Raw genomic sequence first — 13,810 nt, 5'->3', positions numbered from 1 at the left:
CTAATAGGTCGAGGGCTTGTCCAAAAAGGATATAGAACAGAGAGAAATGGATTTAAGATGAGTATTCAGTGTTCGGTTTTGAAGGTACGGAAAAGCCATATACAGATGGCAGATAATCCTCAATAGCTCAGTCGGTAGAGCATTCGGCTGTTAACCGAAGTGTCGTAGGTTCGAGTCCTACTTGGGGAGCTAAAAAGCGGAGAAATCCGAAATAACCTGTAATACAGGAACACGGCTCCGTGGTCAAGTGGTTAAGACATCGCCCTTTCACGGCGGTAACACGAGTTCGAGCCTCGTCGGAGTCATATGGTGACTTAGCCAAGTGGTAAGGCGTGGGACTGCAACTCCCTGATCGTCGGTTCAAATCCGTCAGTCACCTTTATAAGCAAGTCTTAAATGTTGTATTTGCAACGTTTAAGGCTTTTTTTATTTTGCTCTTGGGATATCCGCGGTGTTATAATCTATTTCAGATGGAAAAAGGCATATATTTGCCAATTAGTGAAGAAAGAGGGAGGAATTTTTACAATGGAATCAATGGAAGATTTCAAAGACGAGATTGACAGATCTTTTAGACAGATCAAAGAGGGAGATATTCTTACCGGAACCGTAATCGGTGTGGAAGATACATATGTACTCCTTGATATTAAGTATTATACACAGGGTGTTATTAAGGCTGAGGACCTCAGTGACGACCCTAAATTCAATATCAGAACTGATATTGCTGTAGGCGATGAGATTGAGGCTACAGTTATTGCTACTGATGATGGAAATGGCAACATTCTTTTATCCAAGAAGGAAGCAACCCAGGTTCTTGCGTGGGATAAGCTTAAGGCACTTCTGGAGAGCAAGGAAAATGTTACTGTTACCATAAGCGAAGCTGTTAAGAGCGGTGTTGTTTGCTACCTTGAGGGTATCAGAGCATTTATACCTGCTTCCAAGCTTTCACTTAATTACATCGAAGAGGACGCACTTAAGGATTTTGTAGGTAAGAAGCTGGATGTGAGAGTGATCACAGCTGATGAGAAGGATAAGAAGCTCGTGCTTTCTGCAAGAGAGATCCTCAGGGAGAAAGCTGACGAGGAGAGAGCTCAGAAGGTATCCAACGTTCAGGTTGGTCTTGTAACAGAGGGTACGGTTGAAAGCCTTCAGGACTACGGTGCTTTCATCAATCTTGGAAACGGACTTTCAGGCCTTGTGCATATCTCTCAGATATCCAATCAGAGAATTGCTCATCCCAGCGCAGTTCTTAAGGTCGGAGATAAGGTTAAGGTCAAGGTTACAGCTATAAAGGACGGTAAGCTCAGTCTTAGTATGAAGGCTTTGCAGGATGTGGCAGCAACCGAGATTACCGAGGAAAAGATTGAATTTGAAAGCGAAGGCGAGGCAACAACTTCTCTCGCAGATTTGCTTAAGAAGGCTGGATTCTAATATTTCTTTAGAAACATGATTTATATTCTGTAATTGGATTACGAAAATAGACAAAGTGAGGCGATTACTATGGATGATAAGATCAGAGAGTTAAAGGAATTAATTGACGGCAGTGACAATATAGTTTTCTTTGGCGGCGCCGGTGTTTCAACGGAGAGTGGTGTTCCGGATTTTAGAAGCGAAGACGGTTTGTATCACCAGCATTACAAGTACCCTCCGGAACAGATGCTCAGCCATAGCTTTTATATGCGCCTTCCTGAGGAGTTTTTCAGGTTCTATAAGGATAAACTCCTTGTGAAGGGAATCGAGCCCAATAAGGCCCATTTAAAGCTCGCAGAGTGGGAGAAACAGGGTAAGCTCAAGGCAGTTATCACCCAGAACATCGACGGCCTTCATCAGGCTGCCGGAAGCAAGGAAGTCTTGGAACTCCATGGCAGCGTTCACAGAAATTATTGTGAAAAGTGCGGAAAATTCTATGACTTTGACTTCATGGCAGAGTGCGAAGGTGTTCCTTACTGCGATTGCGGCGGCCGAATCAAACCCGACGTAGTCCTCTATGAAGAAGGACTCGATATGGACGTAATGAGCAAAGCCGTAAACTACATCGCCAATGCAGACGTACTTATCATCGGCGGAACCTCACTTGTTGTATATCCCGCCGCCGGCCTAATCGACTACTACCGCGGCCACAAGCTTGTTCTAATCAACAAACAGGCCACCGCCCGCGACTCCCAGGCCGACCTCGTAATCCAGGCTCCCATCGGCGAAGTTTTCGGACAACTCTAATCGCCTTCCCCTAGGGGGAAAGCATCTAAAAAGCCTTCTCCTAGGTGGAAAGCACCCAAAAAGCCTTCCCCCTCCGGGGGAAGGTGTCAGCGAAGCTGACGGATGAGGGGCTCCGATGAGGGAAATATTCAGTCAATTCATTTGAAATTCTGACTATCATAAATATACTTATTTTTGCTTGCGCTAATTCATTTTTTGTGCTAGAGTATATCTCTGTGATAATTTCCTTGTTACCGTACTGAAAACGGTAGCCAGAGACCAAAAGGAGGTAAGAAAGCATGACAAAATATGAGTTAGCCGTTATCGTTAACGCAAAGATCGAAGATGATGCCAGAGCAGCAGCTGTTGACAAGTGCAAGGCTTTGATCGAGAGATTCGGCGGACAGATCACAAATGTTGATGAGTGGGGCAAGAAGAAACTTGCTTACGAGATCGACAAGATGAATGAAGGCTTCTATTATTTCATTCATTTCGACGCAGAGCCTACAGCTCCCGCTGATATCGAGAAGCGTGTCCGCATCGTCGATGGCGTCATTCGTTATTTGCTTGTTAAGCAGGACGAGGCCTAAATAGAAAAGGACGAGAAAAAATATGAATAAAGTTATACTTATGGGACGTTTAACAAGAGATCCTGAGGTGAGATATTCTCAGGGGGAGAGTTCTCTTGCAATTGCAAGATACACACTTGCAGTAGACAGAAGATTTAGCAGAAACAACCAGGATGGTCAGACAGCAGATTTTATCAACTGCGTAGCATTTGGCAAGGCTGGTGAGTTCGCTGAGAAGTATCTGAAAAAGGGAACCAAGATGGCCGTAACAGGTCGCATCCAGACAGGTAGTTATACCAATAAGGATGGCCAGAAAGTATACACTACAGAAGTTGTAGTCGAGGATCAGGAATTTGCTGAGAGCAAGAACGCTCAGGGCGGCAATAGTGGATTCTCAGGAGGTTCACAGCCAGCACCTTCATTTGATGCTGCTCCTAGCAGTAGCTCTAATCCAGGTGATGGTTTCATGAATATTCCGGATGGAATTGATGAGGAACTTCCGTTCAATTAATTGATTAGTATCTGCCGTGATTGTTCACATAAGTGATGATCAGGCGATGTCAACTGAAATTCGATAAGGAGGTACCACAATGGCTTTCAATAAGTCTGATAGAACCGATTCTCCTGTAAGAAGAAAAGGTGGTATGCACAGAAGAAAGAAAGTTTGCGTTTTCTGTGGAAAAGACAATGTTATTGATTACAAAGATACAGCAAAGCTGAAGAAGTTTGTTTCCGAGAGCGGAAAGATCCTTCCCAGACGTATCACAGGCAACTGCGCTAAGCACCAGAGAGAGCTTACATCTGCTATCAAGCGCGCAAGACATCTTGCACTTATGCCTTACGAGGCAGAGTAATTGCCACAATAGCTTTGTATAAAAGTTAATTGCTTATATGAGACACTTTTTAGAAGAAATTCTAAAAAGTGTCTTTTTTAGTGTTGAGAAAGGCTATCACTTGGCTGCAGCGGTCAAAGAGGCGTTAGAACTTCGTTGTTTATTTATGCTTTTTTTGCTAAAATTATATGATATATAAGCGGGCTCATTTGCCGGGAGGATGTTCAAAACTTCAAGGGGATGGAGAAAGCGGTTATGCCGAAGACTAGGATAAGGTTAAAGGGAAAGCTCAAGACTTTTCTTAGAATTTTCATATATCTGGGGATTCTGTTAGCGTTTGTTACGATTGCGGTGTTTACCGTGGATTTAAGGGCAGGGCTTATAGTTGCTGCGTTCGCGGCGCTGTATCTGATGGCTGTAATTTATCTCGATTTTTATAATAAGCCAATAATAATGAACGAGCTGGTGAGTTTCGCCACGGAGTATGGGCAGATTCAGAAAAAGCTCCTTCGCGAGCTGGATCTTCCGCATGCGCTTTTGGATGATACCGGGAAGGTGGTGTGGACCAATGCTGCCTTTGAGAGGGCGCTGCATCAGGAGAAGGGTTTTCATAAGTCTATTTCGGTGCTTTTCCCGGGGATAACTCCTGAGAAGTTCCCGACGGGCGATGAAGAGACGCATCAGGATGTTGAGTACGATGGCAATTATTTCACGCTGAAGATGAAGAAGATCTCGCTTGATGAGATGGCGGCAAACAGCGATATCATCGAGTCGGACGGCTACGAGGGCTATCTGGTTGCGGTTTATCTGTTTGATGAGACTGCGTTAAAACTGGCTATAAATGAGGTTGATTCCCAGAGTCTGGCAGCGGGGCTGATTTACATTGATAACTATGATGAGGCTCTTGAGAGTGTCGAGGAGGTCAGAAGGTCGCTCCTGACGGCGCTTATCGATAGAAAGATCAACAAGTATATCGCGACCTGTGATGGTATTGCGAAGAAAATTGAGAAGGATAAGTATTTCGTGGTAATGCCGAAGAAGTCGGCGCAGTATCTGAAGGAAGTGCGCTTCGATATTCTTGAGGATGTTAAGACTGTTAATATCGGTAATGAGATGGCGGTTACGCTTAGTATCGGTGTCGGAATTGACGGTCTGTCCTATGCGCAGAACTACGAGTTTGCAAGGAATGCGATTGATGTGGCGCTGGGTCGAGGCGGTGATCAGGCGGTTGTGAAAACTCCGGACGAGATCATGTATTTCGGTGGTAAGAGCCAGAAAGTCGAGAAATCTACGAGGGTTAAGGCGAGAGTTAAGGCGCACGCCCTTAAGGAGATTATTAATGGGAAAGATACTGTTATCGTTATGGGTCACAGGCTCGGTGACGTTGACAGTTTCGGTGCTTCGGTCGGCATTTACAGAATTGCTAAGACGCTCGACAGAAGGTGCCATATAGTTTTGAATGATGTTACCAATTCGATGAAGCCTTTGGTCGATCTTTTCAAAGATAATCCGGAGTACGAGTCGGATATGATCATCAGTAATCAGCAGGCGATTGATATCGCGGGTAACAACGTGGTTCTGGTGGTTGTGGATGTCAACAGGCCGAGTATTACTGAGTGTCCGGAGCTCCTGAAGTTCTGTAAGACGATTGTGGTGCTCGATCACCACAGGCAGGGCGCCGAGGTGGTGGAAAATGCGACGCTTTCCTATGTTGAGCCCTATGCGTCCAGTGCGTGTGAGATGGTTTCCGAGGTTCTGCAGTACATAGACGAGACTGTTAAGATAAGGCCGGAAGAGGCTGACAGTATGTACTCGGGAATTGTTGTGGATACGAATAATTTCATGAACAAGGCCGGTGTCAGAACTTTTGAGGCGGCAGCTTTCCTTAGAAGAAACGGCGCGGATGTGACGAGAGTTCGTAAGCTCTTTAGAGAGGATGCGACGGAGTATAAGGCAAAAGCGGATGCTGTCGGTCAGGCTGAGATCTACCGCGGTGCCTATGCGATTTCAGTCTGCAGCGCGGATGAGGTTCAAAGTCCCACTATCGTTGCGGCTCAGGCGGCAAACGAGCTTCTGAATATCAAGGGTGTTAAGGCGAGCTTTACATTCACGCAGTATCAGAATCAGATTTATGTGAGTGCGAGGTCGATTGACGAGGTTAATGTTCAGATTATTATGGAGAAGCTCGGCGGCGGCGGACATATCAGTTCCGCGGGATGCCAGTTTGAGGGCATTGGAATCGACGAGGCGATCGGAAAAATTAAGGGGCAGATCGATATTATGATCGAGGCCGGGGAATTGATGTAGGCCCCTCATCCGGCGCTACGCGCCACCTTCCCCCGTAGGGGGAAGGCACAACAACCCTCGCCTTCTCCTAGGGGAGAAGGTGTCAGCGAAGCTGACGGATGAGGGGAAGGCATAAAATATATGGAGGATGTTATGGAAGTAATTTTACTTGAAGATGTTAAGTCACTTGGAAAAAAAGGCGATGTCGTTAAGGTGAGCGACGGTTACGCTTCGAATTTTATTTTACCTAAAAAGCTTGGAGTTGAGGCTACAAAGGCCAATCTCACAAACTTGAAAAATCATAAGGCGAAGGATGCCAGGGATGCGCAGGCTCTTCTTGAGAAGATGCAGGAGTATGCGAAGGAGATCGAGAAAGCGACCGTGCATCTCACAATGAAGGCAGGCGAGGGCGGAAGAGTTTTCGGTTCTGTTTCTTCGAAGGAAATTGCTACAGAGGCAAAGAAGCAGTGCGGTTTTGATATCGATAAGAAAAAGATTCAGCTTTCAGAGCCCATCAGAAACTTCGGTACCACTGAGGTTCCTGTAAAGCTTCATCCTCAGGTCACCGCAACACTCAGAGTTTCTGTTACGGAGGCTTGATATGCCCGAAGAAAATGTAATTCAGCGTACGATGCCGAACAGCCTCGAGGCTGAGCAGTCGGTGGTCGGCGCCATGCTAATTGATAAGGATGCGATTCAGATCGCGTCGGAGATAATCACAGCGGATGATTTTTACAACAGGCAGCTGGGGATGCTCTTCGAGGCGATGGTCGAGCTGCATCAGGTGGGCACTCCGGTCGACGGGGTGACGCTGCAGAATCATCTGAAGGAAAAGAATGCACCTCCGCAGGTCTACGATATGAATTATATTCTGGGGATGGCGAGCTCCGTGCCGACTTCCGCGAATGTGAAGTTCTATGCGGAGATCGTTAATGAAAAGAGCAAGCTCCGCGAGCTCATTCATTCCTGCGGCGATATCATAAATGAGTGTTACAGCGAGAATAAGGATCTGCCGGATCTCATGACAGATGTGGAGAAGGAGATTTTCCGCATTACGCAGCTTAAAAACAGTGGCGAGTTCGTTCCGATCAGCGAGATCGTTATGAATGCCCTCAACAAGATTGAGATGGCAAGTAAGATGCAGGGCACGGTTACAGGTCTTGCAACAGGTTTTACGGATCTTGATTATAAAACCGCGGGCTTCCAGCCTTCTGATCTGATTCTGATCGCAGCCCGTCCTTCAATGGGTAAGACTGCGTTTGTTTTGAATATTGCTCAGTATATGGCTTTTCATCAGGATAAAACCGTTGCGGTTTTCTCTCTGGAAATGTCGAAGGAGCAGCTGGTTAACCGTCTGATGTCCATGGAATCACATGTTGATTCGCAGCACATAAGGACAGGTAACATGACGGATATGGACTGGGAAAACTTGATTGAGAGTGCGGACCTCATCGGCAGGTCGCATCTTATCATCGATGATACGCCCGGTATCTCCATCCAGGAGCTCCAGTCGAAGTGCAGAAAATACAAGATGGAGCACAACCTCCATATTATTATGATCGACTATCTGCAGCTGATGAGCGGCAGCGGTAAGCGTTCCTCCGAGTCGAGACAGCAGGAGGTATCCGAGATTTCAAGAGCGCTCAAGGCTCTCGCCCGTGAGCTGAACGTGCCTGTTGTTGCGCTGTCACAGCTTTCCCGTGCGGTTGAGCAGAGACCCGACCACAGGCCGATGATGTCCGACCTTCGTGAGTCCGGTGCGATCGAGCAGGATGCGGATATGGTTATGTTCATCTATCGTGATGATTACTACAATAAGGATACCGAGCGCAAGGGTGTCTCAGAAATTATCATTGCCAAGCAAAGAAACGGCCCGATCGGTACGGTTGAGCTGGCATGGCTTCCTGAATTCACCAAGTTCGCGAACCTCGAGCCGTCGAGAAGAAGTAACGTTGAATAAGAGACCCCTCATCCGGCTGCTACGCAGCCACCTTCCCCCAGTGGGGGAAGGCTTTTTACTTTCTGCCTTCCCCACGGGAAGAACTATAACCTTGGAGGGAAGGCTTTTTACTTTCTGTCTTCCCCTTGGGGGGAAGGTGGTCCGAAGGACCGGATGAGGGGCAAATAAAAAACTCCGAAGCAATCGCTTCGGAGTTTCCTTTTTCTAAATTTGCTATTAGCCCTGAGAGATAGCTGAAACAGGGCACTGAGCTGCGCAAGAACCGCAATCGATGCATGTATCAGGATCGATGTTGAACTGTGAGTCTCCCTGAGAAATAGCAGAAACAGGGCACTGACCTGCGCATGATCCGCAGCTGATGCAAGAATCACTAATAACGTATGCCATATCAAAAATCTCCTTCCTGAAAAAAGTTTGTAATATCTTGGCGATCGGAAAGCCACTTCCAATCAATATTACCTACTACAAAGGATATGATAATATAATTGTCTGTTTTACGCAAGCAATTTAACGATAACTTTTATCTATAAAATAATAGTTTATAAAAGATTTATTATTTTTAGATTTTCGTTATTTTGTTTAGAAAAATTATCAGGGGATGTGCCGAGAAATGGCTTATTTCCGTTGACTTTGGGATTTCACAATGTTAGAATTTAAATTGCGCGTAGTGCGTACATTAGCGATTTTACGGCATAGGTGTGTAAAAGCTTAACATGCCTATCCTGAAAATCCATATTAATCTTATTAAAGGTAGGAGGAATAGAAATGGCAAGAAACATGAAAACCATGGACGGTAACGAGGCTGCTGCATATGCTTCATATGCGTTTACCGAAGTTGCTGCCATGTACCCGATCACTCCTTCATCAGTTATGCCTGAGCATGTTGATGAGTGGGCAACTGCCGGTAAGAAGAACATCTTCGGCCGTACAGTACAGATCACAGAGATGCAGTCAGAGGCAGGTGCAGCAGGTGCTGTACACGGATCTCTTGTAGCAGGTGCACTTACATCTACTTACACTGCATCACAGGGACTTCTTCTTATGATCCCTGATATCTACAAGGTAGCAGGTGAGAGACTCCCCGGCGTGTTCAATGTATCAGCTCGTTGTGTAGCTTCACACGCTCTGAACATTTTCGGTGATCATTCTGATGTTTATGCATGCCGTCAGACAGGTGCTGCAATGCTTTGTAGCTCAAGCGTACAGGAGGTTATGGATCTTACACCTGTATCTTACATGTCTGCAATCGAAGGAAAACTTCCTTTCATTAATTTCTTTGATGGTTTCCGTACATCACACGAAATCCAGAAGATCGAGGTTTGGGATTACAAGGATCTCGATGAGATGGTTAATCATGAGGCTATTGACGAGTTCAAGGCTAACGCCCTTAACCCGAATCACCCTCGTCAGATGGGTTCAGCTCAGAACCCTGATATCTTCTTCCAGGCTAGAGAGGCTTGCAACACAGGTTACGACGAGCTTCCTGCAATTGTTCAGAAGTACATGGACAAGGTTAATGCTAAGCTTGGCACAGATTACAAGCTCTTCAACTACTACGGAGCTGCAGATGCTGAGACAATCATCATCGCTATGGGTTCTGTAAACGATACAATCGAGGAGACAATCGACTACCTTGCTAAGAAGGGTCAGAAGGTCGGCGTAGTTAAGGTTAGACTTTATCGTCCTTTCGATGCTAAGGCACTTGCCAGCGCTATCCCTGCAAGCGTTAAGAGAATTGCAGTTCTTGACAGAACTAAGGAGCCCGGTTCTTACCGTGAGCCTCTTGCTCTTGATGTTATCGCTGCTCTTAAGGGCACTAAGTTCGAGTCTGTTCCGGTTATGTGCGGACGTTACGGTCTTGGTTCCAAGGATACAACTCCTGAGCAGATCGTTGCTGTATTCAACAACACAGTCAAAGAGCAGTTCACAATCGGTATCAACGATGATGTTACACATCTTTCACTTGATGCTGGTGAGCCCCTTGTTACAACTCCCGAGGGAACAACCAACTGTAAGTTCTGGGGACTTGGTGCTGACGGTACTGTTGGTGCTAACAAGAACTCCATCAAGATCATCGGTGACAACACAGACATGTATGCTCAGGCATACTTCGATTATGACTCTAAGAAGTCAGGTGGTGTTACAATGTCTCACCTTAGATTTGGTAAGACTCCTATCAAGTCAACTTACCTCATCAAGAAGGCAGACTTCGTAGCTTGCCACAATCCTTCATACATCCGCAAGTTCAACATGGCTCAGGAGCTTGTTGACGGTGGATCATTCCTTCTTAACTGCCCTTGGACAGTAGATCAGCTTGAGACTGAGATTCCCGGCCAGGTTAAGAAGTTCATGTATGACCACAAGATCAACTTCTATATCATGAACGGTTCCAAGATCGGTGTAGAAGTAGGTATGGGTCCTACAAGAATTAACACAATCCTTCAGTCTGCATTTTTCAATATCACAAAGATCATTCCTGAAGATCAGGCTATCAAGTTCATGAAGGATGCTGCTCAGAAGACATACGGCCGTAAGGGTGAAGATGTCGTTAAGAAGAACTGGGATGCTATCGATGCCGGTGCAGATCCGAAGAACCTTATCAAGGTTGAGATCCCTGAGAGCTGGAAGGACGCTAAGGACGAAGGTCTTGAGTTCACAGAGGCTAAGGGCGATCGTAAGGACGTTGTTGATTTCGTTAACAACATTCAGGCTAAGGTTAACTCTCAGGAAGGTAACACTCTTAAGGTTTCCGATCTCCTTCCTTATGTTGATGGTTCCACACCTAGTGGTTCTGCTGCATTCGAGAAGAGAGGTATTGCAGTTAACGTTCCGAAGTGGGATGCTACAAAGTGCGTAGAGTGTGGATTCTGCTCACTCGTTTGTCCTCACGCTGCAATCAGAACAGTTGCTCTTACAGACGACGAAGTTGCTAAGGCTCCTGAAGGACTTCAGACAAAGGATCTCAACGGAGTTCCCGGATACAAGTTCTCAGTTGTTATCTCTGCACTCGATTGTACAGGATGCGGCTCATGTGCTAATGTCTGCGTAGGTAACAAGGCAGGCGAGACTCTTAAGATGGGCGCTATCGCTGATAATAAGGATGAGCAGAAGTACTTCGATTATGCTGTTAAGACTCCTGTTAAGACAGAAGTTGTTGAGAAGCTTAAAGAGACAACAATCAGAGGTTCACAGTTCAAGCAGCCTCTCCTTGAGTTCTCAGGCGCTTGCGCAGGTTGTGGTGAGACACCTTATGTTAAGCTTGTTACTCAGCTCTTTGGTGACAGAATGTACGTTGCTAACGCTACAGGATGTACATCAATCTGGGGTAACTCCTCACCTTCAACACCTTACACAGTAAACGAAAAGGGCCAGGGTCCTGCATGGGATAACTCCCTGTTCGAGGATAACGCTGAGTTTGGTTTCGGTATGGTTCTTGCACAGAACGCACTCCGTGACGCTATCAAGGAGAAGGTAGAAGAGATCGCAGCTGGCAGCGGTTCCGCTAAGGACGCAGCTCAGAAGTGGCTCGACACATTCTCAAACGGCGCTACAAACACAGCTGCTACAGAAGAGCTCGTAGCTGCACTTTCAGGCGACAGCTCAGATGCTGCTAAGTATGTTCTTAAGAATAAGGACTTCGCAGCTAAGAAGTCACAGTGGATCTTCGGTGGTGACGGATGGGCATTCGATATCGGATTCGGTGGTCTCGATCACGTACTTGCTTCCGGTAAGGATGTAAACGTTCTTGTTGTTAACACTGAGGTTTACTCAAATACAGGCGGACAGTCTTCTAAGGCTACACCTACAGGTGCTGTTGCACAGTTCGCTGCAGGCGGTAAGGAGATCAAGCAGAAGGATCTCGCTTCTATCGCAATGAGCTATGGTTATGTATATGTTGCTCAGATCGCTATGGGTGCTGATATGAACCAGACACTTAAGGCAATCGCTGAGGCAGAGGCATATCCGGGACCTTCACTCATCATCGCTTATGCTCCTTGTATCAACCAGGGTCTCAAGTCCGGTATGAACAAGGTTATGGACGAAGAGAAGAAGGCAGTAGCAACAGGTTACTGGCATATGTTCAGATTCAATCCTGCTGCTGAGCAGAAGTTCACTCTTGACAGCAAGGCTCCTACAGAGGAGTATCAGGACTTCCTTGACGGTGAGGTTAGATATCTTTCACTTAAGCTTAAGAATCCTGAGAGAGCACAGAAGCTCTATGCTAAGTCAAAGGAGAACGCACAGGAGCGTCTTGAGTATCTGAATAAGTTGGTTACACTTTATTCTAAATAAGAAATAGAGACGTAAGTCCTAAAAAATGAGGGCTCCGGACATTTGTCCGGAGCCTTTTTATAAGCCTCATTCTTCGAGCGCCCCACAGGGGGAAGGCATAAATAAAAAACTTCCCCAGTCAGGGGAAGTTTCCTTATAAATCTTATTAAATTTCTGATAATTTCTGAATTGCATTATCCTTAATAATCACCTGATAATGCTCATCCAGATACTGTTCACTGATAGAACTTGCTGACTCGGATCTGCCGTACTCGGACAGGATCGAGCAGAGCTTCTGCAAAACTGAAGCGGATTCGTTACCCGGGTGAATCAGTAGGTAGAGTCTTCCGTTGCTGTCGCTCTTGTACAAGGTGTTGCGAACAGAAGCACTGGTTCTGTTCAGCTGTGCGAACTTCATCACATCATGCATTGTTGCAAAAGAGAACAGGAAGAACGGATCGACTGCAGCTTTACCGGCATTGGAAGAAGGTCTCTGCGGAGCTTCCTTCTTTACGGTGTTCAGAACGCAGTCTATCTCATCTGAATCGGAAGTTGATTCATTTTTCAGACGCTGGAACAGATCCATGACGTCCTCTTCCTCAGCAGCTTCGTTATCTGTACCTGAGACTTCACTTTGTATTGAAGGTGAGAAATTGGCAAATCTGGTGTCCAGTTCCTCGGGATCTTCAACTTTTGTTATTATTAAAATGATGCATTCGGAATTGATCGGAACTGCTTCGATCATAAGCGGAATGTCCTCCGCGTCGAAGCCAAACTGGTAATTGGCCTGCTGCATCATGTCGCGAAACAGATCCTTCGCCTTCTCGGTTCCGTATGCAAGTTCGCTGATTTTCAGCTGTCTGCTTGCAAGATCTTCCTTAGTAAGTGTGCATCGGATTTGGCAATCATTAACTCGCTCGATTTTCATGCGATGCCCTCCATAAAAAAGGTTGTTATTAGGCGTTTGCAAAACGCCGAAAGCCGCATAAATACGGCGTTTTTGCTCTATAAAAAATGAATAACCCCTCACCGGATATGGTACAATAGAATTGACAAGAAACCACTGACCAATACCAAGAAAGGAGTTATTCTGATATATATGATACCATATAAACAGCTTTCTTTGGCTGATATCTATGCAGATTGCCAAGATAAATTTGAAAATGACAAGCCTGCGTTTTTGTCTCTATTAGAAAACCATATCGACCTTGATGAAATTATTCCGCTTTCTTTTATAAAGCATTTCTATGCATCAACGGGAAGATCCCGTAAATACCCATTAAAAGCTATGCTCTGGGCTTTAATTATCCAACGCATTTTTACTATCCCCACAGATCAGCTTCTACTGGTCTTTCTTGCATACTCGAAGCCGCTTCGTGAATTCTGTGGTTTTACCAAAGTTCCTGATGCTTCTAAAATAACCCGCTTTAAGCAAGATTTTCTGGATGACTTACAGCTTGTTTTTGATAAGCTCGTTGATATTACCGAACCTATCTGTCAGGCCATTAACACTGACAAAGCTAACATGAGCATTTTTGATTCCTCTGGTATTGAAGCTTTTGTTGCTGAAAATAATCCTAAGTATGCAAACAAGATAATCAAACAACTTAAGGCATATGCCAAAGCAATGGGCTTTGATAAATCCTATGATCCCTATAAGTCAGCCTATGGAGCAATGCCTTCTCATGCTTCTGCCA

The 13,810-nt window shown here is 45.6% G+C and carries 12 protein-coding genes and 3 tRNA genes; 13 read left to right on the top strand and 2 right to left on the bottom strand.

Annotated elements, in window-relative coordinates:
* Positions 1-116 precede the first annotated feature (116 nt).
* The 11 genes from BMW61_RS20505 to dnaB all read left to right on the top strand — a co-directional run bounded on the left by BMW61_RS20505 (position 117) and on the right by dnaB (position 7,841).
* Positions 117-189: transfer RNA gene (locus BMW61_RS20505), tRNA-Asn, on the top strand.
* A gap of 44 nt (positions 190-233) precedes the next feature.
* Positions 234-305: transfer RNA gene (locus tag BMW61_RS20500), tRNA-Glu, on the top strand.
* A 3-nt stretch (positions 306-308) separates the two neighbouring features.
* Positions 309-379: transfer RNA gene (locus BMW61_RS20495), tRNA-Cys, on the top strand.
* 146 nt (positions 380-525) lie between these two features.
* Positions 526-1,428, top strand: coding sequence for a S1 RNA-binding domain-containing protein (locus BMW61_RS20490; protein ID WP_026498367.1), 903 nt, complete (start codon positions 526-528; stop codon positions 1,426-1,428).
* Positions 1,429-1,497: 69 nt separating this feature from the next.
* Entirely contained in the window at positions 1,498-2,214 is a 717-nt protein-coding gene (locus BMW61_RS20485; RefSeq protein WP_091825731.1) for an NAD-dependent protein deacylase, read from the top strand.
* A gap of 278 nt (positions 2,215-2,492) precedes the next feature.
* Entirely contained in the window at positions 2,493-2,783 is a 291-nt protein-coding gene (rpsF, locus tag BMW61_RS20480; RefSeq protein WP_022763530.1) for a 30S ribosomal protein S6, read from the top strand.
* Positions 2,784-2,805: 22 nt separating this feature from the next.
* The gene (locus tag BMW61_RS20475) at positions 2,806-3,273 is read left to right on the top strand and encodes a single-stranded DNA-binding protein (RefSeq protein WP_091825729.1); all 468 of its coding nucleotides are present in this window, start codon (positions 2,806-2,808) and stop codon (positions 3,271-3,273) included.
* A gap of 79 nt (positions 3,274-3,352) precedes the next feature.
* On the top strand, positions 3,353-3,616 hold the full coding sequence (rpsR, locus tag BMW61_RS20470; RefSeq protein WP_022763528.1) for a 30S ribosomal protein S18: 264 nt from the start codon (positions 3,353-3,355) through the stop codon (positions 3,614-3,616).
* A gap of 234 nt (positions 3,617-3,850) precedes the next feature.
* Positions 3,851-5,902 (top strand): DHH family phosphoesterase, encoded by a 2,052-nt coding sequence (locus BMW61_RS20465; protein WP_091825733.1) that lies wholly within the window; start codon positions 3,851-3,853, stop codon positions 5,900-5,902.
* Positions 5,903-6,034: 132 nt separating this feature from the next.
* A complete protein-coding gene (rplI, locus tag BMW61_RS20460) occupies positions 6,035-6,481 on the top strand; it encodes a 50S ribosomal protein L9 (RefSeq protein WP_026498362.1) in 447 nt (148 codons plus the stop codon).
* Position 6,482: 1 nt separating this feature from the next.
* Complete coding sequence (gene dnaB, locus BMW61_RS20455) at positions 6,483-7,841, top strand: replicative DNA helicase (RefSeq protein ID WP_091825726.1); 1,359 nt, start codon at positions 6,483-6,485, stop codon at positions 7,839-7,841.
* Between the two features lie 216 nt (positions 7,842-8,057).
* Here the strand turns inward: dnaB and BMW61_RS20450 are convergent, their stop codons facing one another.
* Positions 8,058-8,228 (bottom strand): DUF362 domain-containing protein, encoded by a 171-nt coding sequence (locus BMW61_RS20450; protein ID WP_022760404.1) that lies wholly within the window; start codon positions 8,226-8,228, stop codon positions 8,058-8,060.
* A gap of 378 nt (positions 8,229-8,606) precedes the next feature.
* On the opposite strand from BMW61_RS20450, the gene nifJ reads away from it, so the two are divergent.
* Entirely contained in the window at positions 8,607-12,134 is a 3,528-nt protein-coding gene (gene nifJ / locus BMW61_RS20445) for a pyruvate:ferredoxin (flavodoxin) oxidoreductase (RefSeq protein WP_091825724.1), read from the top strand.
* Between the two features lie 145 nt (positions 12,135-12,279).
* On the opposite strand, the gene BMW61_RS20440 is transcribed toward nifJ, so the two are convergent.
* The gene (locus BMW61_RS20440; RefSeq protein WP_091825721.1) at positions 12,280-13,041 is read right to left on the bottom strand and encodes an adaptor protein MecA; all 762 of its coding nucleotides are present in this window, start codon (positions 13,039-13,041) and stop codon (positions 12,280-12,282) included.
* 171 nt (positions 13,042-13,212) lie between these two features.
* Here BMW61_RS20440 and BMW61_RS20435 point away from each other — a divergent pair.
* A partial coding sequence (locus tag BMW61_RS20435) for a transposase (protein WP_175475320.1) occupies positions 13,213-13,810 on the top strand: 598 nt, incomplete at its 3' end.

The organism is Butyrivibrio sp. ob235 (assembly GCF_900109475.1).
In the GTDB taxonomy this organism is placed as follows: Bacteria; Bacillota; Clostridia; order Lachnospirales; family Lachnospiraceae; genus Butyrivibrio.
This window is presented reverse-complemented; position numbering and strand designations above follow the sequence as displayed.